Annotated in this window: 23 protein-coding genes; 6 read left to right on the forward strand and 17 right to left on the reverse strand. The window is 41.2% G+C overall.

Annotated features, from left to right (window positions below; genetic code table 11):
• Positions 1–14: 14 nt before the first annotated feature.
• Together rpoB and pbp1b are read right to left on the reverse strand one after the other, a co-directional pair.
• Positions 15–3,581, reverse strand: a complete 3,567-nt coding sequence (gene rpoB / locus FQ204_RS07640) for a DNA-directed RNA polymerase subunit beta (protein WP_144210381.1) — start codon at positions 3,579–3,581, stop codon at positions 15–17.
• A 289-nt stretch (positions 3,582–3,870) separates the two neighbouring features.
• Positions 3,871–6,210: a penicillin-binding protein PBP1B gene (gene pbp1b, locus FQ204_RS07645; RefSeq protein ID WP_144210383.1), complete on the reverse strand. Its 2,340-nt coding sequence runs from the start codon at positions 6,208–6,210 to the stop codon at positions 3,871–3,873.
• A 181-nt stretch (positions 6,211–6,391) separates the two neighbouring features.
• On the opposite strand from pbp1b, the gene tyrS reads away from it, so the two are divergent.
• Both tyrS and FQ204_RS07655 read left to right on the forward strand, forming a co-directional pair.
• Positions 6,392–7,648: a tyrosine--tRNA ligase gene (gene tyrS / locus FQ204_RS07650; protein WP_144210385.1), complete on the forward strand. Its 1,257-nt coding sequence runs from the start codon at positions 6,392–6,394 to the stop codon at positions 7,646–7,648.
• Positions 7,649–7,882: 234 nt separating this feature from the next.
• Positions 7,883–8,719 carry a putative RNA methyltransferase gene (locus tag FQ204_RS07655; protein ID WP_144210387.1) on the forward strand — a complete coding sequence of 279 codons (837 nt, stop codon included), beginning with the start codon at positions 7,883–7,885 and terminating at the stop codon, positions 8,717–8,719.
• 58 nt (positions 8,720–8,777) lie between these two features.
• Here FQ204_RS07655 and FQ204_RS07660 read toward each other — a convergent pair whose 3' ends face one another.
• The 9 genes from FQ204_RS07660 to FQ204_RS07700 all read right to left on the reverse strand — a co-directional run bounded on the left by FQ204_RS07660 (position 8,778) and on the right by FQ204_RS07700 (position 17,520).
• Complete coding sequence (locus FQ204_RS07660; RefSeq protein WP_144210389.1) at positions 8,778–9,458, reverse strand: rhomboid family intramembrane serine protease; 681 nt, start codon at positions 9,456–9,458, stop codon at positions 8,778–8,780.
• The gene (locus FQ204_RS07665; protein WP_144210391.1) at positions 9,451–9,978 is read right to left on the reverse strand and encodes a 5-formyltetrahydrofolate cyclo-ligase; all 528 of its coding nucleotides are present in this window, start codon (positions 9,976–9,978) and stop codon (positions 9,451–9,453) included. Before FQ204_RS07665 ends, FQ204_RS07660 begins: the two co-directional genes overlap by 8 nt.
• A 44-nt stretch (positions 9,979–10,022) precedes the next feature.
• Positions 10,023–11,153, reverse strand: coding sequence for an N-acetyldiaminopimelate deacetylase (locus FQ204_RS07670; protein ID WP_144210393.1), 1,131 nt, complete (start codon positions 11,151–11,153; stop codon positions 10,023–10,025).
• Positions 11,154–11,165: 12 nt separating this feature from the next.
• Complete coding sequence (gene dapD / locus FQ204_RS07675; RefSeq protein ID WP_144210395.1) at positions 11,166–11,864, reverse strand: 2,3,4,5-tetrahydropyridine-2,6-dicarboxylate N-acetyltransferase; 699 nt, start codon at positions 11,862–11,864, stop codon at positions 11,166–11,168.
• Between the two features lie 118 nt (positions 11,865–11,982).
• Entirely contained in the window at positions 11,983–13,440 is a 1,458-nt protein-coding gene (gene gltX, locus FQ204_RS07680) for a glutamate--tRNA ligase (protein ID WP_144210397.1), read from the reverse strand.
• Between the two features lie 207 nt (positions 13,441–13,647).
• The gene (radA, locus tag FQ204_RS07685; RefSeq protein ID WP_144210399.1) at positions 13,648–15,066 is read right to left on the reverse strand and encodes a DNA repair protein RadA; all 1,419 of its coding nucleotides are present in this window, start codon (positions 15,064–15,066) and stop codon (positions 13,648–13,650) included.
• Positions 15,026–15,469, reverse strand: coding sequence for a dUTP diphosphatase (locus tag FQ204_RS07690; RefSeq protein ID WP_144210401.1), 444 nt, complete (start codon positions 15,467–15,469; stop codon positions 15,026–15,028). The genes radA and FQ204_RS07690 overlap by 41 nt, the downstream gene beginning before the upstream one ends.
• 93 nt (positions 15,470–15,562) lie before the next feature.
• A complete protein-coding gene (locus FQ204_RS07695; protein ID WP_144210402.1) occupies positions 15,563–16,597 on the reverse strand; it encodes a S66 peptidase family protein in 1,035 nt (344 codons plus the stop codon).
• Positions 16,598–16,830: 233 nt separating this feature from the next.
• A complete protein-coding gene (locus FQ204_RS07700; protein ID WP_144210403.1) occupies positions 16,831–17,520 on the reverse strand; it encodes a gamma-glutamyl-gamma-aminobutyrate hydrolase family protein in 690 nt (229 codons plus the stop codon).
• A gap of 251 nt (positions 17,521–17,771) precedes the next feature.
• Between FQ204_RS07700 and FQ204_RS07710 the strand changes: the two genes are divergently transcribed.
• The 4 genes from FQ204_RS07710 (at position 17,772) to FQ204_RS07725 (ending at position 21,452) form a co-directional block, all read left to right on the forward strand.
• The gene (locus FQ204_RS07710; protein ID WP_144210405.1) at positions 17,772–18,788 is read left to right on the forward strand and encodes an NAD(P)H-dependent glycerol-3-phosphate dehydrogenase; all 1,017 of its coding nucleotides are present in this window, start codon (positions 17,772–17,774) and stop codon (positions 18,786–18,788) included.
• Between the two features lie 28 nt (positions 18,789–18,816).
• Positions 18,817–19,716 carry a UTP--glucose-1-phosphate uridylyltransferase GalU gene (galU, locus tag FQ204_RS07715; RefSeq protein WP_144210406.1) on the forward strand — a complete coding sequence of 300 codons (900 nt, stop codon included), beginning with the start codon at positions 18,817–18,819 and terminating at the stop codon, positions 19,714–19,716.
• A 344-nt stretch (positions 19,717–20,060) separates the two neighbouring features.
• Positions 20,061–20,735: a hypothetical protein gene (locus tag FQ204_RS07720; protein ID WP_144210409.1), complete on the forward strand. Its 675-nt coding sequence runs from the start codon at positions 20,061–20,063 to the stop codon at positions 20,733–20,735.
• 12 nt (positions 20,736–20,747) lie between these two features.
• Entirely contained in the window at positions 20,748–21,452 is a 705-nt protein-coding gene (locus tag FQ204_RS07725; protein WP_144210411.1) for a hypothetical protein, read from the forward strand.
• A gap of 128 nt (positions 21,453–21,580) precedes the next feature.
• Here FQ204_RS07725 and FQ204_RS10775 read toward each other — a convergent pair whose 3' ends face one another.
• The 6 genes from FQ204_RS10775 to FQ204_RS10605 all read right to left on the reverse strand — a co-directional run bounded on the left by FQ204_RS10775 (position 21,581) and on the right by FQ204_RS10605 (position 25,270).
• Positions 21,581–21,718, reverse strand: a complete 138-nt coding sequence (locus FQ204_RS10775) for a hypothetical protein (RefSeq protein WP_411572731.1) — start codon at positions 21,716–21,718, stop codon at positions 21,581–21,583.
• 305 nt (positions 21,719–22,023) lie between these two features.
• Positions 22,024–22,248 (reverse strand): hypothetical protein, encoded by a 225-nt coding sequence (locus FQ204_RS07730; RefSeq protein WP_222103234.1) that lies wholly within the window; start codon positions 22,246–22,248, stop codon positions 22,024–22,026.
• Position 22,249: 1 nt separating this feature from the next.
• Positions 22,250–22,579 carry a DUF4315 family protein gene (locus FQ204_RS07735; protein ID WP_117456759.1) on the reverse strand — a complete coding sequence of 110 codons (330 nt, stop codon included), beginning with the start codon at positions 22,577–22,579 and terminating at the stop codon, positions 22,250–22,252.
• A gap of 16 nt (positions 22,580–22,595) precedes the next feature.
• The gene (locus FQ204_RS07740; protein WP_260843570.1) at positions 22,596–24,632 is read right to left on the reverse strand and encodes a CD1108 family mobile element protein; all 2,037 of its coding nucleotides are present in this window, start codon (positions 24,630–24,632) and stop codon (positions 22,596–22,598) included.
• Positions 24,633–24,781: 149 nt separating this feature from the next.
• The gene (locus tag FQ204_RS10600) at positions 24,782–25,009 is read right to left on the reverse strand and encodes a hypothetical protein (protein WP_222103235.1); all 228 of its coding nucleotides are present in this window, start codon (positions 25,007–25,009) and stop codon (positions 24,782–24,784) included.
• 84 nt (positions 25,010–25,093) lie between these two features.
• Complete coding sequence (locus tag FQ204_RS10605; protein ID WP_222103236.1) at positions 25,094–25,270, reverse strand: hypothetical protein; 177 nt, start codon at positions 25,268–25,270, stop codon at positions 25,094–25,096.
• Positions 25,271–25,434: the final 164 nt, after the last annotated feature.

A 25,434-nucleotide genomic window follows, 5' to 3' on the forward strand; every position in this document is an offset into this window, starting at 1 on the left:
TATTGAATCAGTTCTTATTCTTTCCCTTCAGCATCAAAAGCGGCTTTTGCTTCTTGCGCTGCTTTTTCACGTGCTTTTTCAAGATCGTCTACATGAATCACATCATCATCCATGCCTTCGTCCAAATCACGAAGCTCGACCTCATTGTCATCTTCATCTAGGACACGCATGTCAAGACCAAGGGATTGCAATTCTTTTACAAGGACACGGAAGGATTCTGGAACACCTGGTTTTGGAATTGGTTTACCTTTAGTAATGGCTTCATAAGCTCTCAAACGACCATTGATATCATCTGACTTATAAGTCAAGATTTCTTGAAGGACGTTAGAAGCACCATAGGCTTCAAGAGCCCAAACTTCCATTTCTCCAAAACGTTGTCCACCAAACTGCGCTTTACCACCAAGAGGTTGTTGCGTAACAGTTGAATAAGGACCAACTGAACGGGCATGGAGCTTATCATCGACCATGTGGTGAAGTTTAATCATATACATGACACCAACGGATACACGATTATCAAATGGCTCACCAGTACGTCCGTCATAAAGGATTGTCTTAGCATCGCTATCCATGCCAGCTTCACGAACTGTATCCCAAAGATCATCTGAGCTTGCTCCGTCAAATACTGGCGTTGCAATGTGGATACCAAGGTTGCGAGCAGCCATACCCAGGTGCAGTTCCATAACTTGTCCGATATTCATACGTGATGGCACCCCAAGTGGGTTCAGCATGATATCAACTGGTGTTCCGTCTGGAAGATAAGGCATATCTTCAACTGGAACGATACGAGAAACAACCCCTTTATTTCCGTGGCGTCCGGCCATCTTATCTCCAACGCGGATTTTCCGTTTTTGAGCGATGTAAACACGCACCAACATATTGACACCGGATTGCAATTCATCACCGTTCGCACGAGTAAAGATTTTCACATCACGGACAACACCTGCACCACCGTGTGGTACACGAAGGGAAGTATCACGTACTTCACGAGATTTATCACCGAAAATTGCATGAAGCAGGCGTTCTTCAGCAGATAAGTCTTTTTCACCTTTCGGCGTTACTTTACCGACAAGAATATCGCCTTCTTTCACCTCTGCACCAATGCGGATAATTCCCATTTCGTCAAGGTCTCTTAATGCATCTTCCCCAACATTTGGAATTTCGCGCGTAATTTCTTCAGGTCCAAGCTTTGTATCACGTGTTTCTGATTCAAATTCTTCCAAGTGAACAGATGTGTAAACATCGTCTTTCACTAAACGTTCACTCATGATAACGGCATCTTCAAAGTTGTAACCTTCCCATGTCATATAAGCAACGATTGGATTTTGTCCAAGCGCCATTTCGCCTTTTTCCATAGAAGGTCCGTCTGCGATAAAGTCTCCTTTTTCAACTGTATCGCCAACTTTTACCAGTGTACGTTGGTTGTAAGAAGTACCAGAGTTTGAACGGCGGAATTTCGTAATATGATAGACATCAAGTGAGCCATCTTCACGGCGAACTTCAACTTTGGCTGCATCAGAATACACAACTTTACCGTCGTGTTGTGCAATAATCGCCGCACCAGAGTCGTGAGCTGCTTGATATTCCATACCAGTACCAACGTATGGTGCATGCGGATCAATCAACGGTACGGCTTGACGTTGCATGTTGGCACCCATGAGGGCACGGTTAGAGTCGTCATTTTCAAGGAACGGAATACATGCTGTCGCAACCGCAACTACCTGCTTAGGCGATACATCCATGAAGTCCACTTGATCTGAAGGAAATTCTTGGTTGTTCCCTTGGTGACGTCCCATGACAATCGCTTCTGCAAAACGACCGTCTTCTGTTAATTTAGAATTTGCTTGCGCTACGATAAATTCATCTTCTTCGTCCGCTGTCAGCCAAACGATTTCATTGGTGACCAGACCTGTTTCACGATCCACTTTACGATACGGCGTTTGGATAAAGCCATATTTATTCAAGTGCCCATAAGAAGACAAGTTATTGATCAAACCAATGTTTGGTCCTTCAGGTGTTTCAATCGGACACATACGACCATAGTGGGTGTAGTGCACGTCACGCACTTCATATCCAGCACGGTCACGAGTCAAACCACCAGGCCCCAAGGCTGACAAACGGCGTTTGTGTGACAATTCAGACAGTGGGTTGTGTTGGTCCATAAATTGAGACAATTGAGATGAACCAAAGAATTCTTTAATCGCGGCTGTAACTGGGCGGATGTTGATGATTTGTTGCGGTGTCAACACTTCATTGTCTTGAACACTCATGCGCTCCCGAACGTTGCGCTCCATACGAGACAGTCCAAGACGTACTTGGTTAGCAAGCAATTCACCAACGGCACGAATCCGACGATTTCCCAAGTGGTCAATATCGTCCACACGACCAAGTCCTTCAGCGAGGTTCAAGAAGTAATTCATCTCAGCCAAAATATCTGCTGGTGTAATCGTATGAACTCGATCTCCTGGGTTGGCATTGCCAATAATAGTTACCACACGATCTGGATCAGTTGGCGCCACCACTTTGAATTTTTGAAGAACGACTGGAGCTGTCAACACAGCTGCATCATTTGGAATATAAGTGATTTTATTCAAATCGCCATCCAAGTATTCTGCAATGCTATCAATGACACTACGCGTCATAACCGTTCCAGCTTCAACCAAGATTTCACCTGTCTCTGGATCTACCAAAGGTTCTGCAATAGTTTGATTTAACAAACGTGTTTTAATGTTTAATTTTTTATTGATTTTATAACGACCAACTGCCGCCAAGTCGTAACGATGTGGATCAAAGAAACGAGCGACCAACAGACTACGTGAGCTGTCAGCTGTCTTAGGCTCACCTGGACGAAGGCGTTCATAGATTTCTTTAAGTGCCTCATCAGTACGGGAATCCATTGGATTTTTATGAATATCTTTTTCAATCGTGTTGCGAACGAGATCGCTGTCGCCGAAAATATCAAAGATTTCATCATCACCAGAAAAACCAAGTGCACGAACAAGTGTCGTAAACGGAATCTTACGAGTACGGTCAATCCGAGTATAAGCAATATCTTTTGAGTCTGTTTCCAGCTCTAACCAAGCTCCACGGTTTGGAATGACGGTTGAACCATAACCAACTTTACCATTTTTGTCTACTTTATCGTTGAAGTAAACGCCTGGCGAACGAACGAGCTGAGATACGATAATCCGCTCACCACCATTGATAATGAAAGTTCCCATTTCTGTCATGATTGGGAAATCACCAAAGAATACTTCTTGAGTCTTGATTTCACCAGTTTCTTTGTTAATTAAACGGAACGTTACAAAAATAGGTGCAGAATAGCTGGCATCATGGATACGTGCTTCTTCTAAAGTGTATTTGGATTCTTTAATTTCATAACCAACAAACTCCAGCTCCATTGTGTCTGTAAAGTTTGAGATAGGAAGTACATCTTCAAATACTTCTTTCAAACCATGGTCAAGAAAATCTTTGAATGAATCTGTCTGGATTTCAATCAAATTTGGTAAATCAAGAACTTCCTTGATTCTTGAAAAACTACGACGAGTACGGTGTTTCCCGTATTGAACTTCATGTCCTGCCAAGTTTTTTACTCCTTCTTCTTTCTACATTCTCTATTACATGATAGAGTAGCAATTTTCATTTGTCCTTTTTGAGTAATTTTCAGAATCTTTAAGTTTTGATAACAAAGCACAAAAATCCTAAAAATAGGCACAAAAAGAGCAGCTAAATCTGACTATAAAAGTATGATTTAACTGCTGTAAGCTTTATATGGACAATATTTCAAATAAAGCAGACGACAAATTATCAATAGTATTATACCTTATTTTACTCTGCTTTTCAAGTTTCTTTCCTTATGAAAGTGTTTTTATTTTAGCGTCCACCTAAAAGTGCTGCCCAAGCTTTTTGATAATCACTGTCTGTGCCACCGATTCCAAATCTATAGGTGGTCATCGGAGCACCATTTTTCGCCCAGTAACTAGTAACTGTCTGACCAGTCAGGTTCATGCTACGCCCGTTGACTGTAACTGTCCCGGCTCGTTCACCCGTTGCTTTGAGAACATTGGACCTAATCACGCTTGAATCCAGATTGAACTTGTCACCAATTCCCCAAATATTTGGATCAGCTTGGTAAATAGCATTCACCAAGTGAGCCATATACTGTGCATTGTTGTTGTAACCAGTCAAAGCTGCCATTGAGGCATTGTTGTCATGGCCAATCCAACCACCCAGCGTTAGTTTAGGAGTGGATACCATAAGCCACATATCACCATTGCTGTTGGTCGTACCCGTTTTCCCAATCCAATCAGCACTAGCCAAGCCACTATTGATCTGTGTTAAACGAGATTTGAAAGTTGTCGTAGCACCAGAATCCAACACTCCACGCATGAGACTTTGCATAATCGTTGCTGCGGCCTTGGAATAAACTTGGACAGGTTTAGTTTTATGCTCATATACAACTTTTCCGTCTTTTGCCGTAATCTTTTCAATTATATAACGCTCTTGATAAGCCCCATTATTAGCTAAAGTTTGAAAACCATTGGTGTGCTGGGCGACAGATACTTCAATACCACCGCCCATTGGCAGACTTTCAATATCGTAATTTTCAATTTGATAGCCCATTTTTTCCATATAACCTTGAACATTGACTCCTTTGTCACGAAGCAATTTATAGGTCCAATAAGCTGGGATGTTCCAAGAAGTGTTTAAAGCCTCCTGCAAATCCATCATAGCCGTACCGCGGCTATCCACGTGCATAATGGGCTCACCGCTAGAGAAATTTGTCGGATAATTAGACAGCACACTGGCACTTCCCATCAAACCTTGGTCAATGGCAATGCCATAAGCTAAAATCGGTTTAATGGTGGAACCTGGCGAGCGCTCTGTATCAAAAGCGTGGTTGTTTTGGTTGGAAGCATAATCGCGTCCTCCTATAAAGCCCAAAACAGCACCTGTCTGATTATCCATGAGAACATTTCCAGCCTCAACTGCACCTGTGCCATCATCTAACACACCACCAAAATTAGCAATCGCATTTTGCATAGCATTGTGGATATTTTTGTTAATCGTTGTGGTAACGGTATAGCCACCCTCGCTCAACTCTTTTGCGGCTAATTCTTTATAGGATTTCACCGTTGCATCATTTTTCAATTCCTGTTGTGAAACATTATCACGCCCAATCAAGTATTCATACATTGCTTTTTGAGCTTCTTTCATAGCAACGTAATATAAATAATCATGCGACCTTGCTGAAGTTGTATCACTTGGTAAAAAGTCTCGTTTTAAATCATAGTCTTTATACAATTGGTACTCATCTTTACTAATCGCACCCGTCCGATACATATTGTAAATGACTTTTTTTGCACGATTGAGTCCCAATGTCATATCCTCAGCACTTTTCAAACTGCCGTCAGCCGCATAAGGAGAATAAACAATCGGGCTTTGTGGCAAGCCAGCAATAAAAGCTGCTTGAGGAACTGTCAACTTGCTAGCAGGCACTCCAAAAATTCCTTGTGCTGCTTCTTCCACACCGGCAATGTTTTGCCCTTTGTTGTTTCTCCCAAACGGAGCTACATTCAAATAAGTCGTTAAAATATCGTCTTTACTCATATAGCGCTCTAAAGCGAGGGCACTGATGATTTCTGTTGCTTTACGTTTGAAAGTTGGGGCATCACCAACAACTTGTTGCTTGATTAACTGCTGAGTCAAGGTAGAACCACCACTTGAGGAACCAATTCCTGCGACAGATCCTAGTGTTGCCCGCAAAACAGCTTTCGTAACAACTCCATTGTGCTTATGGAAATTTTCGTCTTCAGTAGCAATGACTGCTTTTTTTACATTATCAGAAATGGCTTTGCTTTCTACTGATATTCTTAGTAAGTCGCTATCAATTGCTGAAATCGAGCTACCATCGGCATATTTTAATTCAGAAATTGCCGAGATGTCTTGGATTTTTTTGATGAGCTCTTCTTTTTTAGGAGTTTCAACCTTGTCAAAGATTCGTGCACCATAGCCTAATGCAATGCCTCCACCAAACAAGCAACCTAAAAAAACAAACACAAAAAAGACATTTGATAATAATTTCAGAGTACGAAGGACAGTTCCGCCAACACTCCAAATTGTCCAGCTTTCTGTTTCATTTTTGCTCGGACGATCTGTTTGAAAAAGTTTCTCAAACACTTGTTGTATTTTTTCTAAAACTTGTTTAATCATTCTTTCTCCTTGAGCTTTCTGTGCCTATTATAGCAAATTTATGAAACTTCTGACAACAGGAAAGGCAATCCTTGGCTGAAATCATCGTTTTTTTAATTATTTTTGCAATTTTACTACATTCTAACGCCTGATTGTGATACAATGTTACAATAACTAGAAATTTTATAAAGGAGAGACAGATATGCACATTTTTGATGAGCTAAAAGAACGTGGTTTGGTTTTTCAAACAACTGATGAAGAAGCGTTGCGCAAGGCCCTAGCGGAAGGAAATGTTAGTTTTTATTCTGGCTATGATCCAACTGCTGATAGCTTACATCTTGGTCACCTTGTTCCAATTCTTGTCATGAAACATTTACAGTTGGCAGGTCACAAACCTTATGCTCTCGTTGGCGGTGCAACTGGCTTAATTGGCGATCCATCATTTAAAGATACCGAGCGGAGTTTACAAACAAAAGACACAGTTGAAGGTTGGGTACGGAGCATTCAAGCGCAAGTATCGCGTTTTCTTGATTTTGAAAATGGCAACAACAAGGCTGAAATGGTCAACAACTACGACTGGTTCTCCGACATTAGTTTTATTGACTTTCTACGCGATGTCGGAAAATATTTCACAGTCAACTACATGATGAGCAAAGAATCTGTTAAAAAACGGATTGAAACAGGGATTTCTTATACCGAGTTTGCTTACCAAATCATGCAAGGGTATGACTTTTTTGAGCTAAATCGGCAATACGGTGTCACTTTACAAATCGGTGGTTCTGATCAATGGGGCAATATGACTGCCGGTACTGAATTGCTTCGTCGAAAAGCTGACAAAACAGCTCATGTCATTACCGTACCTCTGATCACAGACGCAACTGGCAAGAAATTTGGTAAGTCAGAAGGCAACGCTGTATGGCTCAATGCTGATAAGACCAGTCCTTACGAAATGTACCAATTCTGGATGAATGTCATGGACGCTGATGCCGTTCGTTTCCTTAAAATTTTCACTCTTCTTCCGCTTGATGAAATCGAAGAAATCGGGAAACAATTTGAAGCAGCTCCACACGAACGTTTGGCGCAAAAAATCTTAGCGCGAGAAGTCGTTACACTCGTGCATGGCGAAAAAGCCTACAAAGAAGCACTCAATATCACCGAGCAGCTTTTTGCCGGAAACATTAAAAATCTTTCTGTCAAAGAGCTGAAACAAGGACTTCGCGGTGTGCCAAATTATCAAGTGAAAGCAGATGACAATCTCAATATCGTAGAGCTTTTGGTAACGGCTGGCGTTGTCAATTCTAAACGCCAAGCACGTGAAGATGTCCAAAACGGCGCTATTTATGTCAATGGTGAACGCATTCAAGACCTTGACTACAGATTAACGGACGCTGACAAATTAGAAAATGAACTAACTGTTATTCGTCGTGGTAAGAAAAAATATTTTGTTTTGACTTACTAAAAGCAATCAACTACTGCATGTTGATTTATTGTACTATATACTTTGAAGCTGGAGACTTTTCGCTCCAGCTTCTTTTCATTCTCACTTAGCAAAAAGCGTATTGTCATAGTGCTTGTTTTAGCTCCAACCGCTTTATAAGTATGGTTCATTTTAAAATTTCCCTTTCTTTATCTACTTGCCAAAGCATTTCTCACATGTTACACTAGTCAGAGAAATCTATGAAAGAGAAAACGCATGAAACCCAAACTTAAACGCTTTGAAACGGCTAAGCTTTTTGCTTGCCCTTTTTGCCAGCAAGCCTTGTTTTTAGCAGAAAATAGTCTCAAATGCAAAAATAAGCATTCCTTTGATCTGGCAAAATTCGGCTATGTCAACTTGGCTCCACAGGTGAAGCAATCAAAAGACTACGATAAACCCAACTTTCAAAATCGACAATTGATTCTCGAAGCAGGATTTTACCAGCCGATTTTAAATAAACTAATCGAAATTGCAACTACTTTCCCACAGCATAGCAATCTGCTGGACATTGGCTGCGGAGAAGGCTATTATGCTCGAAATTTGCAATCACAAATGCCAGACAAACACATCTACGCATTCGATTTGTCAAAAGATTCGATTCAGCTGGCAGCCAAAAGTGACCACAGCCTGGCGGTAAATTGGTTTGTTGGAGATTTGGCGCACATCCCTATTCAAGATACCAGCATGGATGTGATTTTAGACATCTTCTCTCCTGCCAATTACCAAGAATTTCAGCGCGTCTTGCGGAAAAACGGCTTGCTGATTAAGGTGATTCCTAGCAGCCAACACTTGCAAGAAATTCGTGGTATCGTTGCCGAGCAATTAACCAACACAAATTATTCCAATCAGAAAATCATTGAGCACTTCAAAGAGACCTTCACCATTACAGATTCCTATGATGTTGCCAGCACTTTTTCACTAAAGGAAGATGAAAAAATGGCTCTGCTCAAAATGACTCCTCTTCTTTTCAATATGGACATTGAAAAAATCGACTGGTCATCATTACATGACATCACCATTGCTGCAAAGATTTTAGTTGGTCAACAGAAATAAATCAAAAAGAGGAAGAAACAGATTGCCGCGAGATACAGCAGTTTATTTCACCCTCTTTTTATATGCCTCTATTAAAAGCAAGGAAGACCATTCCCAATACTAGAATCAAATAGGCAATTAGCGCTAAGACACGTTGTCCCACTTGATAAGCTCTTCTTTCTCCGCGGACTGGGAAAATAACAGCACAGAGAGCGCCTCCGATTGCACCGCCTAAATGTCCTGCCAGACTGATTCCCGGTGTCAAGCTCAATACCAAGTTCATAACTAGAAGAACTAAGTATGACTGACCAAGTTGCTGAATATAGGGATTGCGAACCGCATAGCGCAAAGTAATAATAGCGCCAAAAATCCCAAACAAAGATGTAGAGGCACCTGCCGCCACAGCACTTGGAGTGAAAAAGAAGACAAAGACATTTCCTAAAATCCCAGACATCAAATAAAGAAACAGAAAATTCCACGAGCCAAAAATGTCCTCGGCTTGCCGTCCGATAAAGTACAGCGTAATCATATTCATCACAAAATGCTCCAAGCCGATATGAACAAAAATTGCCGATACCAAGCGCCAAATCTGACTTGGAAAATATTGGATGCTTCGTCCATGCATGGCGCCAAATTCGTAAATCGTTTGAGTACTATCATAAGCAAAGCCACGTAACAAAAACATAGCCAAAAAAATCCCTGTCGTTACAAGCAGCAAAATACTCGTCACAGGATACTCTTTATCATAAATTTTATTCACAAATCAATACCTCCTGAACAGGAATATCGTAACCATCTGGTTGAAAATCCGCTAATTGACAAGGATAAATTGTACTTACTGTCACTCCTTTAAAATCAGCCAAGTAGCGGTCATAATAGCCACCTCCATAGCCAATCCGATAACCACTTTTATTAAAAGCGACGCCTGGTACATGAATCAAATCAATGTGAGCCTTCTCCACCACTCGCTCACTCCTTGGCTCCCAAACACCAAAAGCAGTCAATTCCAAGTCATTTGGATCATAATCCACGAAAACCATGCGCCCTTCGGGATACGTCTTAGGCGTCAAAACACGCTTGCCATCTGCTTGAGCCTGCTCGATGAAAAGCCTTGTGTCAAACTCGTGTGGCAAAGATAAATAAGTCGCAACTGTTCTAGCATGTTGATAAACAGAGGATTCCAGCAAGTACTGAGTAAGCAAAACATCTCTCTGCTGTTTTACTATCAATTCCTGCCTTTTCAACTTTCTAACTATAGCTTTGCGCAAATCTGCCTTCATTTATCTTCTCCTTGATCAGAAACGGCATCAACATTCTCAGCCCGTTATTCATTAACTTTTGCACTTAAAAGCTTCCCAAATTTTTCAATGGCAAAAGGCAGAGCTGCTTCATCTGGTGTCATTTTAGGATGATGAAGCGCGTAAGGACTATCAATTCCTAACCAGAACATCACACCCTTGACTTTACTGAGCAGATAACCAAAGTCCTCACCGGTCATTGCGGGTGAAATATCAATCATGTGTACACCGCTCTCTTTTTGGAAAAAATTCATACATTGAGCAGCTAATTCAGGATGATTTTCCACAGGAAGATAACCGCCTTGTTTCAACTCCAAATCAAGTTCTACACCAAAAGACTGGGCTACTCCTTCAGCGATTTCCCGCAGGCGTTTTTGAGTAAGCAAATTCATCTCCTGTGTTAATGTTCGAATGGTCCCATGCAAAAAAGCAGTTTCAGCAATCACATTATTCGTCGTCCCAGCATGGAATTCACCAAAGGTGACGACAGCTCCTTCAATTGGATTCACATTGCGACTCACAACGGTCTGAACCTGAGTGATAAAATAGCTGGCTGCTACCAAAGCGTCATTAGCATTATGTGGAAATGCAGCATGCCCACCCTTGCCCTTAAAGGTTAATTTGACTTCACAAGTCCCTGCAAAAAGGGTACTAGTATTCGTCGCAATATCTCCTACCTTGAGATCAGGCCGCACATGAAGTGCATAAAATTCATCTGGCAACCAGTCACCAAAGGCTTCGTCTTCATACATCAGCATGCCTCCAGCTTCATTTTCTTCAGCTGGCTGGAAAAGAAAAAGTAGATTATTCTTAGGCTGCACAGTAGTTAATTGTTCCAACAAACCCAAAGCGATCGTCATGTGCATATCATGCCCACAGGCATGCATACGCCCCTCATGCTGACTAGCAAAAGCAAGCTCCGTCTCCTCAACGATCGGCAAACCATCAATATCTGTCCGCCAGCCAATCGTCTTAGCAGGTGTACTGCCTTTGACAAAGACCAAAATTCCCGTACGCCAGGTCCGAATCTCAACGAAATCCAAGCCAGCAGTCAACTCATCAATCACTCTCATCAGATAGGCATGAGTCTTATACTCTTCCAGCCCAATTTCCGGAATTTGATGCAAGTCTCGGCGAATTTTTTGATAATCAATCATACATTTCCCTCTTTAAAGCGTCCGAAGAGCGTCTTCCAATGCTGTTTTCTGCTGGGTTTGTTCATCAATTTTCTTAATCACACGCGCAGGTACACCAGCTACAACAACATTTTCTGGCACATCTTTCGTCACAATAGCCCCTGCAGCGACGACAGAACCATTGCCAATCTGCACTCCTTCAATAACGACGGCATTAGCTCCAATCAGAACATTATCTCCCACGCGAACTGGCTCAGCACTAGCTGGCTCAATAACACCAGCAAGAACAGCCCCAGCACCTACGTGACTGTTTTTCCCAACAATAGCTCGGCCACCCAAAATGGCTCCCATATCAATCATCGTTCCAGCACCAATTTCAGCTCCGATATTGATAACAGCTCCCATCATAATCACAGCATTATCGCCGATCTCCACCTGATCGCGGATAATAGCTCCTGGCTCAATCCGAGCATTGACCTCACGCTTGTCTAAAAGCGGCACGGCAGAATTGCGGGCATCCTGCTCCACCACATAGGTTTTATTTTCTTCTAGGTTAACTAAAAGAGGTTTAATTTCTTCCCAGTCACCAAAGAGAACATTCCCCAACTTCACAACAGACCAAGGAATTGGGCCTTTCAGTTCGCCCTCAAAGGTCACTTTTACATTTGTCTTTTTCTTAGCATCCGCGATAAACTGGATAATTTCCTGAGCGGTCATTTTAGTGGCTGACATAGGCATTCCTCACTTTGATTTAGTATTAAGGGTTATTATAACATAAAATCAAGCATTCATCATATAGAGAAAGCAAAAACACCACAAATCTCAAAAATTGTGATGTTTTTGGGCTAGTTTATTGAATACGTTCTAACATATTTTCAATGTGTTCAATCGATTTTTCACGTCCAAGTAGATAAATGGTATCTGGCAATTCTGGTCCGTGCATTTCTCCCGAAACAGCGATGCGAATTGGCATAAAGAGATTTTTGCCTTTGATACCCGTTTCTTTTTGCACTGCCTTGATTTGTGGGAAGATATTTTCTGACTTGAAGTCTTCATCACTCATAGCTTCCAATTTTTCTTTGAATGCTTTCAAAACAGTTGGTACTGTTTCACCTGCCATAAACTCTTTTTCTTCTGCCGTTAGCTCTGGGAAATCTTCAAAGAAGAGGTCTGTGAGCGGTACGATTTCATCTACAGACTTCATTTGTGGCTTGTAGAGTTCAACCAACTTTTCAGCCTTATCTGTTAAACGACCAGCCGCTTCCAAATAAGGTTTTGCCATATCAAAAATGGTTTCAAAATCCGCATTTTTAATGTATTCATTGCTCATCCAGTCTAATTTCTTTTGGTCAAAAGCAGCTGGTGACTTGCTAAGACGGTGTTCATCAAAGAGCTGAATCAATTCTTCGCGTGAGAAGATTTCATTTTCACCGCCAGGATTCCAGCCAAGAAGGGCAATAAAGTTGAAGACAGCTTCAGGCAGATAACCTTTTTTACGATAATCTTCAATAAATTGAAGCGTGTTCGTATCACGTTTGGATAATTTCTTACCCGTTTCAGAGTTAATAATCAAGGTCATGTGACCAAATTGTGGCGCTTCCCAACCGAGCGCTTCATATACCATGAGCTGCTTAGGTGTATTGGCAATGTGGTCATCTCCACGAATGACATGGGAAATTTTCATCAGATGGTCATCCACCACAACCGCAAAATTATAAGTTGGATAGCCGTCTTTTTTCTGAATCACCCAGTCACCGCCGATATTGCCACCTTCAAATTCAATCTCACCTTTGACAAGATCGTTCCACTTGTAAATTCCAGATTCATTGACTGCAAGACGGACTGTTGGAACAATGCCTGCTGCTTCACGCTCTGCGATATAAGCTGCTTTTTCATCTTTAGACATTCCCAGATATTCATTGATATAGCGAGGTGTTTCTCCAGCAGCTTCCTGACGTTCACGCTCTGCTGCCAACTCTTCCTCCGTCACGTATGACTTGTAAGCCAAGCCTTTTTCAAGTAACTCATTGATATAACCTTGGTAAATATCCAAGCGTTCAGATTGGCGGTAATTTTCATGTGTTTCTGGGCTTTCGTCCCAATCAATCCCTAACCAACGCAGATTTTCCAGCTGTGAACGCTCCCCGTCTTCCACATGACGTTTTCGGTCTGTATCTTCAATCCGAATAATAAAAGCACCACCATGATGACGTGCATAAAGATAGTTAAAGAGCGCCGTCCGCGCATTTCCGATGTGTAACAGTCCCGTTGGACTTGGTGCATAACGCACACGAATTTGATTCGCCAATTTTATATCTCCTAATTTTTATCTTATATTTCTAACAGGAAAAACCTGTTTTTATTTCAAACGTTACTATTATACCACATAGTTGTCGAAAAGAAATAACAGAAACGATGAAACTTTATTATTCTTCCAATCATTTACAGAATTTCCTTAGCACTGTGGGAGCCACCGTCTGCCTCACCTATCAATTCAATGCTTAGTTACACTGACTTACCCAAACACCTTCTTCAATACTTCACTAATCGTTGTCACACCAATAACTTCAATAGTTTCAGGAATATTCAATCCATTCAGAGAGTTTTTAGGAGCGTAAACTTTGGTGAAGCCCAGCTTAGCAGCTTCATTGATGCGCTGCTCAATGCGATTGACACGGCGGATTTCCCCCGTCAGACCGATTTCTCCAATAAAACATTCTTGTGGATTCGTTGGCAAATCTTTATAACTAGAAGCAATTGCGACAGCAACAGCTAAATCAATGGCTGGCTCATCCAATTTGACACCGCCTGCTGACTTGAGGTAGGCATCTTGATTTTGCAATAATAACCCTGCTCGCTTTTCCAAAACAGCCATAATCAAGCTGGCACGGTTGAAATCCAAGCCTGTCGTTGTCCGCTTAGCATTGCCAAACATGGTCGGCGTCACCAAAGCCTGCACTTCCGCAAGGATTGGACGCGTCCCCTCCATAGTCACCACGATAGAAGAGCCTGTTGCCCCATCTAAACGCTCCTCTAAGAAAACCTGACTAGGATTGAGCACTTCAACCAGCCCCCCTGATTGCATCTCAAAAATACCGATTTCATTCGTGGAGCCAAAGCGGTTTTTGACCGCCCGCAAAATACGAAAGGTATGCTGCCGCTCACCCTCAAAATAAAGCACCGTATCCACCATGTGTTCCAAAGTTCTAGGCCCAGCCAGAGTGCCTTCTTTCGTCATATGACCGACGATAAAGGTGGCAATATTATTCGTCTTTGCCAACTGCATCAGCTCCGCTGTCACTTCTCGTACTTGTGAAACCGACCCCTGCACACTGGAAATTTCTGGCGATAGAATCGTCTGAATGGAATCTATAATCAAGAAATCTGGCTTAATTTTTTCAATCTCAGCACGAATCTGCTGCATATTGGTCTCAGCATAAAGATAAAACTCACTGTCAATATCGCCTAATCGCTCCGCACGCAACTTAATCTGCTCGGCAGACTCTTCCCCACTGACATACAATACCGTTCCCTTATGAGAGAGTTGGGTCGAAACCTGCAATAAAAGGGTAGATTTCCCGATGCCAGGGTCTCCTCCGATTAGAACTAAACTTCCTGGCACCACGCCGCCACCCAAGACACGGTTAAACTCATCCATATCTGTCTTGGTACGGTTGACATTGATAGAAGTCACCTCCGCTAACTTCATCGGTCGACTTTTTTCCCCTGTCAGAGAAACACGCGCATTCTTAACCTCTGTAACTTCGACCTCTTCTACAAAAGAAGACCAAGCCCCACAGTTAGGACAGCGCCCTAGATACTTGGGGGAATGATATTCACAATTTTGACAAACAAATGTCGCTTTTTTCTTGGCTATGATAGATTCCTCTTTCTTAATGCCCCGTGCTTCCAAAACCACCTGTCCGCACACCATCTGCTTCATCATTATCAGCAAGCAAAAACGGCGCAAAAACAGCTTGAACGATACGATCTTCTTCTTCTAAAACCACTTCTTGATCTGTAATGTTCTGCATTTGCGCAAAAATGTGTCCTTCATTTCCCGGATTACCGTAGTAATCCCCGTCAATAACGCCCACAGAGTTAATCAAAACCAACCCTTTTTTACGTGGATTAGATGAACGATCATAAAGATAGAGTACTTCGCCAGCCTGCATATAGGCCTTGACACCTGTTGGCACCAATTTAATCTCTTTTGGCGCAATCACTGTACGCTCTGCCACTTTTAAGTCATAACCTGCCGCATGAGTTGTCTCACGCTTTGGCAATAAATTTTCATTTGTAAAGCTTGAAACAAGCTCAAAACCACGAATTCGCATATTTTTCTCTTTTCTACTTTTGCTTCCCCTATTATACTAAATTCGTAAAAAACACGCAAAATGCAGGTCATTCTTCAACCTGCACTTTTTAAGTTATTTCAGTTCATTCAAAAATCGAATGACTTGCTCGTTGGCATCCACTTGAGCTTTCACCCCAAAAGGAACAATTGCTCTTGGAGTGGCATGTCCAACATTTAAATTATACAAAATAGGAATATCCATATCAATGACATCAAGCAGGATTTGCTTATACTCATCATAGTAGGTTTCATCCATTGGTTTTCCAACAAGCACACCATTTAAAACAGCAAAAATACCTGTCGCTTTTAGGGCTTTTAGCATTTTTCGATATAAAGTTGGTTCTGTTTTTTCCTCACTGGTTTCCAACAAAAGGATTTTTCCTGCCCACTCTGAAAGACTAGAAAAAAGGGCATAGCGAGCACACAGTTCAATCGTATCCTCATATCTTGTATTATCAAATATCTGATAGAGCGACTCCAAACAGCCTCCTAAAATTTCCCCTTCAAATGTTGCCTTCCCTTTCAGCAATTCAAAACCTTGATTTTCATGACGAGTCCGTTTCATTCCTAAGGCTTTTTCACTAAAATCCATCCTCTCATCATACCAAACACTGCTCGGTCTGATTTCTGAGATAGTCTCTGTTCCAATCAGTTCCTTAAAATATGAAAGCGTATAAGGCAACATTTCTTCCTCTAACTCACAAACATCAGCAAGAAATGACTGACCATAAAAAGTTTTCATTCCCAACTTATGAAGCATGAGATGATTTATAGTGGTGTCTGAAAAACCTAAAAATACTTTCTGATCCACAACCTTTTTTAACTGATCATCTTCAAACAAATAGGGCAGCAATCGATATGTATCATCTCCACCAATAGCACATAAAATCATATCAATTGAAGAATCTTCAAAAGCCTGAATCAAATCTTGCGCTCTCGATTCAGGGTGCTCTTCCAGATAATCCATTCCTTTTTGTGCATGCTCTAAAAACGTCACTTCAAGTCCCAAGTCTTTCAAACGTTTCAATCCCAGATCAACCTCATGTCTAACGAAATTTTCTCCAATGATTCCGCTTGATAAACTGACAATTCCTACTTTCTTTATCATCTAATCTCCTCCCTTACTGATAATTTGAATCATTATATCACAAAATATAATCAACTAAAATGCTAAATGACCAATATTCGCAAAACAAAAAAGACCACCTCTTTGGTGGCCCTTATAGGGAGATTATTATGAAAAAGTTTTAGGATTTCATCAAATAAAGTTAGGAGGTCTTCATTTGAATAATTTTATTATAAACCTACTTTCTTAAAAGAAACTTAAGTACGATTTTAAATTTACAATTCCTGCAAAAGGTACTGAAAAAGTTCTAGATTTCCTTTTTCTTCATTGACTAAAAACTCTGGGTGCCATTGAAGCCCAATGATCCGACTATTATCTAGCGACTCAATCGCTTCAATGGTTTTATCTCTAGGATCAAAAGCCGTTGCACGAAAATTCGGCGCCAAATCCTTAATACTTTGTCGATGGACAGAGTTAATCTGACTAGCACGACCAAACAGCTCTTCAACAACACTGCCTTTCTCAGTTTGAATGGAGTGTGAAGTTCCAAAAGGTAAACCCTGCCAATGGTTGTCAATGTGCTGATTCAGCGTTCCACCAAAAGCAACATTGACTAGCTGCAAGCCTCGGCAAATCGCCATAATTGGTTTTTCCTGTCGAAGAGTTTCTGCTAACAGAGCTAGCTCAAATTCATCTCGCACCATATTGTAATCATCACTCTCAATCGCCTGCTGTTCTCCATAAAAAGTGGGATGCACATGTTGTCCCCCTGACAAAATCAGCTTATCAATACTCTCAACATAATCCTTCACCAAGCTTTTATCACCAACAGGGATAATCATAGGCAATCCGCCAGCGATTTTGATACTCTCAGCAAATTTACTAGAAACAGATGAGTGAATATTTTTACCTTCCTTATCAACAGGACAAAGATTAGCGGTCACTCCAACAATCGGTCTGCTCATACGATTCCCTCCTCATTGATATACACAATCTTACCACTTCCCCAGCTAGCCGTCCAATTGATTTTTTTAAAGGTCGTGATAAATAACTTTTATACTAGCCACAACTCCTGTCTCATTACACTCTATTTATGCACTTTAATCAGCCTTGATTCTTATAAAATAAGAACTTATAAAAACAAGCTACTACTAAACAAGAAATTTATCGCTTTCTATGGTAAAATGAAATTAGAAAACTCTATAAGGAGAAGAACATGGAAAAACAAACAGTTGCTGTTTTAGGCCCTGGTTCATGGGGTACTGCTTTAGCACAAGTATTAAATGACAACGGACATGAAGTTCGCATTTGGGGCAATATTGCCGAACAAATCACTGAAATCAATGAACATCATACCAACAAACGTTATTTTAAAGATATTGTTCTTGATGAAAAGATTACAGCATATTACGACTTAAAAGAAACCCTTGACGGCGTGGATGCTATCCTCTTCGTTGTTCCAACCAAAGTCACACGTCTTGTAGCCAAACAAGTCGCCGAGGTGCTTGATCATCCAGTTAAAGTGATGCACGCTTCAAAAGGTCTAGAGCCCGACACTCACAAACGACTTTCCATGATTTTGGAAGAAGAATTATCTGCAGAATTACGAAGTGAAGTCGTTGTTGTATCTGGACCAAGCCATGCTGAAGAAACCATTGTTCGTGACATTACTCTTATCACAGCAGCTTCAAAAGACTTAGAAACAGCTAAATACGTTCAAGAGCTTTTTAGCAATCACTACTTCCGCCTCTACACTAATACAGATGTCATCGGCGTGGAAACAGCAGGTGCACTAAAAAATATCATTGCTGTCGGAGCAGGTGCTCTTCACGGTCTCGGTTACGGTGACAATGCCAAAGCTGCCATTATCACGCGTGGCTTAGCAGAGATTACGCGTCTTGGGGTCAAACTCGGTGCCAGCCCCTTGACATATAGCGGTTTATCCGGAGTAGGAGATTTAATTGTCACAGGAACCTCCGTTCATTCACGTAATTGGCGCGCTGGTGATGCCCTTGGTCGCGGTGAAAAGTTAGAAGATATCGAAGCCAATATGGGCATGGTTATCGAAGGGATTTCTACTACCAGAGCTGCTTACGAACTCGCACAAGAATTAGACGTTTACATGCCTATCACCCAAGCCATTTATCATGTCATTTATGAAAACCTTAACATAAAAGATGCCATTTATGATATAATGAATAATGAATTCAAAGCTGAAAACGAATGGTCGTAATCAGCCACACTAAAAAAGGAGTTAGTCTATGACAAAAGTAAGAAAAGCAGTCATTCCTGCTGCCGGTCTTGGGACTCGTTTCCTACCAGCCACAAAAGCACTTTCCAAAGAAATGCTGCCTATTGTTGACAAACCGACTATTCAATTTATCGTCGAAGAAGCATTAAAATCTGGTATCAAAGACATCTTAGTCGTAACCGGAAAATCAAAACGATCTATTGAAGATCACTTTGATTCAAACTTTGAATTGGAGTACAACCTCAAAGAAAAAGGTAAATCTGGCCTTTTAAAACTCGTAGATGAAACAACTGGTATCGGTCTGCACTTCATTCGTCAAAGTCATCCGCGTGGTCTTGGAGACGCTGTTTTACAAGCCAAAGCTTTCGTTGGGAATGAGCCTTTTGTCGTTATGTTGGGCGACGACTTGATGGATATCACAAATGACAAAGCAATACCGCTAACGAGACAATTGATGAACGATTACGAAGAAACGCACGCTTCAACCATTGCTGTCATGAAAGTGCCACATGACGAAGTTTCTTCTTACGGTGTTATTGACCCACAAGGTGCAGGAGTGAATGGACTCTACAGCGTTGAAACCTTTGTTGAAAAGCCAAAACCAGAAGATGCACCAAGTGACCTCGCCATTATCGGTCGTTATCTATTAACACCGGAAATCTTCTCCATTTTGGAAACGCAAGCTCCAGGTGCTGGAAATGAGATTCAACTGACAGATGCCATTGATACTCTCAATAAAACACAAAGAGTATTTGCCCGCGAATTCACAGGTGACCGTTATGACGTTGGCGACAAATTTGGCTTTATGAAAACATCTATTGACTATGCCCTCAAGCACCCCCAAGTCAAAGACGACTTGAAACAATATATCATTGACTTGGTCAAGAAATTAGATAAAAAAGAAAACTAACGGATAGCAATAAGGACTAAGACAGACGACTATGATTTGCTGATGTACTCTTTCGTGCTTGAAAAGTCAGCCACTGCGTCGTTAGCTCATGATAAAATATGCTTTGAAGCTGGAATCTTTCGTTCCAGTTTCTTTTTTTGTATTTTCTCTTTCACTTGTTGCAATTGCACCTCAAAACAAAAGAAAACGTAGAAATGATAAGGATTTTCACCTGTAGAATATATGAATGTTATTGTATTATTTGTGAAATTTTGGTAATATATATAATAATACAAAAGTACTTGTATGAGGAAAGTTAGTGTCTGGCTATCCTTAAAAATAAACAAAGAATAGAAAGGATTAAAATGTCAAAAAAGAAAAAAGACACATCGTTAGTCTTTCTAATCTTGCTGAAGTGGTTAGCTGAACTGATTTATTTCGTAGGCATTGTGTTCGTTGCCGGCACAGCTCTCCTACTCCTATCATATAATATTCTCAATATACCGCTAGATTATATTCACATTGCAGCTTTAATTACTTCTTTCATTTATATATTGATCGGATTTTTAGTAGCAAATAGTTCCGAAGATATCGTGATTGCCAGCAATTACTTTAAAATCTTGTCCGCCCTTGGTTACTTAGCAGTGATTAGCTACTTTGACAATCAATTATTTGATTATTTAAAAAATCCAGTCATTGATATCTGCTTAGCCATACCATTTTTGATTGCCATTATCTATAAAAAATTTTATAGAAAAATGATTTATCGTGCTGTCTTTAAAAAGCATCACTCCGTCTCGTTTTATAGTGAATATTCAAGTATTGAAGAGATAAAAGGCTCGATGTTAGATGCCGTCCGTGAAGCCGTCAAGGAAGGTCACAAAGATAATGTAGAAGTTGTCGGAAAAAACTTTAGACAAGATGCAAAAGGAAATATTATCGGTATTTTCAAAATTTCACTAGCTCGTAAATTATTTAAAATCGCTCAGCCAAAACTAATGCTGATTACCTTAAACTTTAATATCAATAATAATGAATAGGAGTCTACAACAATGTCAGAAATCGAAAAACCTATTTTAACACTAGAGCAAGATCGCTTCTTGAAAAACAAATCCTTTGATACTTATAAAAAGAAACTTGAAGTTCTATCAAGAGCATACAGTGCCAATGCTATGAAAACGAACAATGGTTTCTCATTAGATTCAGAAGAGCAATACAAAGCACTGTTTGAAGCTGTATTCTCAGGTGTTTGGGATGTTGACACAGGTATGCGCTATGTCAATGTCACAGAAATCATTGGTGTGTCTAGTTTCTTAGCTGGGCAAAAAGATGAAAATGGCTATTATATACGGAATTCTGACGGTGAAATTGTTTGGGACGTCGTAGACATTGACGAAGCCGAACTTTTCACAGAAGAACAAATCGCAACTATCGTTCCAAAAGAATATCGTGGAAAAGCATTTGTTCTTCGGGAGTTAGATGCGCGTAAAGAATGGGGGGATAGACAACCCGTTGAAGACAATACTGCAACTGTACAACCTGTTGAAGAAACCATCGTTGAAGTAGAACCTGAACCAGTTGTTCAACCAGACCCCGCCGTTGAAACGCATACGGTTAGCCAACAAAAACCAGTTGTAAAACCAGACCCCGTTGTAAAGCCACTTCCAATGACAAAAGCTGAGAAGCAACAACAAAAAAAAGATTACACAAAAGAATCCATTAAAATTATCAATGCAACCATTGACAGCCTTGGATAGTAATAGTTTTCAATAATATTAAAAACCTTTCAACGATAATTGAAAGGTTTTTTGTTCTCTTTTCAATTTGAAAAGGATTAACTTAAATTTTAAAATAGAAGCAGAATGAAGCATTTTTGACTCATTTATCATATATCCAAATACACAATCAATGACGGCATTGTCTTACCATTAACATCTTCACCTTTAGCATTCGTACCCTTCTTAGTTGGTTCTGCCTTCACTTCCTTGTAGACATAAGTTACATCGGTTACACCCTTAGTCACTTTGCCTTTTTCATTACCTTTTGTCTTTTCAGGAACAAGGTTATAAACTTTATCACCAGACTTAATGGCTGTTATCTTGTGGTCTGTTGTATCGTAGTCTTGCTTGTCTTGATAATCGACAACAACGTTACCATATTTTTCTGCAGGTTTTTCGACTTTGTCGTAGACATAGATAACTTGGGTTGTTCCTTCAACAACTCTGCCACTTTCTCTACCTTTAGTAGCTGTTCTGTCAATACGATAAGTAGTACCGTCTGCTGTTGTGATTGTAGTTGGTTTATGGTCTGTGGTATCGTAAGCAGTACCTACAGATTTCCCGGTGTAGAAAAAGCAGAATTATTACTCTCTCCGGTAACTCTTCCCGTATCCTCTGCTTTCTCCGTATCTTTATTCTTTTCTGTTGTTGTCTCTTCCACCACCGCTGTCGTTGTCTCTTCTGCCGGTGGATTTGCATTTGCATAAACAGTAGCAATGGACGTTCCCGAAATCATTGTTGCCGCCATAGCAATTATCAGAAGTTTCTTTACCACTTTATTCCTCATCGTCTAAAACCTCTCTTTCTGCCACCTGCCCCACAGGTGGTCTGTTATCGCTTTCTTTTTGGGGTGTCTCCTTGGTATCCTCCACTGTGATACCGCCGTCCTCATTCATCTGAATCGTAACGGTTCCTTTCTGAATCCCGTCAAGCAGTACCAGTAACTCCCGGCTGTCCAGTTTCATAGAACGGAAAGATTTGATGATCTCCACATCTTCCATCTGTTGTTTTAATGTATTCTGCCGTTTCAGATGTTCCTGCAGCTCTGCGATCTTATCCTCTGTCTTCTGAATATCATCCAGAATCTTTTTTAATTTCATGTTCATCTGCCTGTCACCTCCTCTAATGCAGACGACCAAATGCCATAAAATGTTCCTGCCAGTAGGCACTTGCAATACTTGTGTATTGCACTGGCTTACCACAATGAATCATCATGTTATTGCCAACATAGATTCCAACATGACTCGCTCCACTTGTGTTATAAGTGCCCTGGAAGAAGATCAAGTCTCCCGGTTTTGCTTCCGATGGAGATACCTGCGAACAGTGAGAACGAAGTCCGTCGGCAGTACATCTTCCAATATTCCATCCATTTCCACAATTATTGATAACCCAGCTTACAAATCCGGAACAATCAAATCCACTTGGGGAATAACCACCCCAGACATAAGGAACTCCCAGATATTTCTCTGCTTCCCGGATCATCTTTGCAAACTGTGGATCAGATAAAGCATCTGCCGGTATGGTATAACCAAAGCCTCCGCTTCCGGTGGGTATGCTGTTTAAGTCAAACAGGTAATCACGATTTCCATAATATTTGTTATACGCATCGTATCTTTCCTGTTCTTCTTCCGTCATGCGGCTTCTCAATACGGTATCCAGATTGCGGTTTGTCATCGTTACATCCAGACGGTTTACTTCTTTCGTTGTCGTAACCTGCACTTCCTGGCTTCCATTGCTGTCTGCTATGTATGCCTCCCATGTCTGGTGTCCGTGTGCGGAAGCTGCTGCATGGTTATCATAATAAACATCAAACTGAACACCATATCTTGCAAAAGCTCCGGTATCTTCTACTACATATTCCACGCCATTCATAACGACATGGGTTCCCATCGGTACAAAAGGATTTGATGCATCTACTGCGATCGTATGATTGGCTGTCGGCATCGCACCGCTGGCTGTCGGTCCTCCACTCCACTGCCCACAGCAGATGGAGCAGTTACAATACCCACTGGTGACAACCTGTCCAAGTGATTCTCCTACCCGGACTGTCTTTGTTTCAGTAACTGTCTCTCTGGTAGAATCTGTCGTAATACCATACTGCTGACGGAAAATGGACTCTATCTCCTCTGCCACTTCATCATAAGTAAAACCACCGTATTTTACTGTCAGATAAGAGATCAGCTGATATGGATTATGGCCAATCTCATCAATCTGGTACCGGTATTCATCGTAATCCGGATGTGTGGATTCCATCTGATTGATCTGCGTATTTAAGGCTTCTTCTAATGCCCGGTATGCATTTTCAGCGGCATAAATGTCCTCATCTGTACTGGAATAACTGGTGGAAATAATGGCAGACGAAGCTCCCTGCAGGGATGCACTGCAGCTAGTAAAACTTGCTGCAATCAAGACAAAGATCAATCCAAATATAGCAACTGTAGCAAAAATCCCACGGTTTTGTGCCGCAATCATTTTGACCGCATCTTTCGCCTTTTCTGTAAATTTCTGTGCTGAAGTGATCGCTGCATCCTTTGCCTTTTTACTCTGCTTTGCTGCCTGATACTGTTTCTGATAGCGTTTCTTCTGGAACAGTTTTTGCAATGCAGATTTTCTTTTCTGCTCCGCTTCCTTCTTCACCATATTTTTTGCTTCATTTCCATAAACAGATTCAAACATCAGCCTGCTTTTTTCTGCTTCATCAAGAACGCTTTCTTTCAGTCTTTTTGACTGTTCCCTCCTTTGCTTTAAGCGTTCCCTTGTATAAATGGATTTTCTTGCAAGGCTTTCTCCTGCAAGCTCTGCCCGGTGTGCCCCTTCTACCGCAGCATTATCATCTTCTGCCTCATGGGTTTTCCAATGAGCCGCCGTAGCCGCAGCATCTTTCACCGCAGATGCAGAACTTCGGATACCGATACCGGCTCCATGTACCATGCCATCACTTTCATCGCCAAACGATAATCTGGAACTCTTTTTCCGCTGTTCTTTCAGCACACGTTCCCGCTTCGATTTGCCTTTGATCTCCTCTGAAAATCCATCCAGAGACTCTTCTGCCACTTCTGAAGTTTCCCTGTACCGGGCAGCTTCTCTCTTTGCCGTCTTGCTTTCTTCGGACGCCTCCTTTTCCTTCCGTCTTTCTTTTGACGCATAATCTCTGACCATCTTTTTCTTACGGAGATCCTGGCTGTCTGCAACCGTTTCCAGATAAGCCCGTTCTCCCCTTGGCTGTCCACGGATGCTCTCACTGCGAAATGCGGATTTCGTTGCAGCTGTGCTTTCATCGGCTACTTGTTCCCCATCCAGTTTTCCATCTATATCTTGTTCTGACTTCTCATCCAGTACAGTTTCTCTACTATATCTGGTTTTTGGGGAACTCTTCTCCGAATGTTCTGTTTCCATTTTTTCATTGCTATGCTCACGCCTTCTCTTACTGAAATCCAGTTCATCCTTTTTTTCACTACGGGAAACCTCTGTATCCATGTCCCGTCCAGTGATCCTTTTTTCTTCTTTATTCCGAAGATTCTCTTCTCTAAGACCATCACGGCTCATCTTCTGGACGGTTTTATCTCTCGCCTTATACTCATGCTCCTGCAAATCTCACCATCCCCTTTACTGTTTACCTGTTATTCTGCTTTATCCTGATAGTTCTCCCATTTTTCCAGTACCTCATCTGCCAGTCCTGCAATGGAATCTGTCAGCTTATCTGTAAGTCTTTCACTCAATGTTCCTCTTGCAGCCAGACAGGAAGTAATCCCCATAAAGTCAATCAGTTCCGCTAAATACAGCAGATCATCTAACATCTCGCCAAACACCTCCTCCCCGTTACTGTCCTTTCCTTTTTCTAAAAGTTCTTTATAATTGTCTGCACAGATCCTCTCTGCAAATACACAGCAAGGTTCTCCATTGCATCTCTCAAAATTCGTATAATCTCTCATATAATGATCCTCCATTTCATTTTTGGGCA

This window comes from Streptococcus constellatus, from assembly GCF_902167705.1.
GTDB lineage: Bacteria > Bacillota > Bacilli > Lactobacillales > Streptococcaceae > Streptococcus > Streptococcus constellatus_A.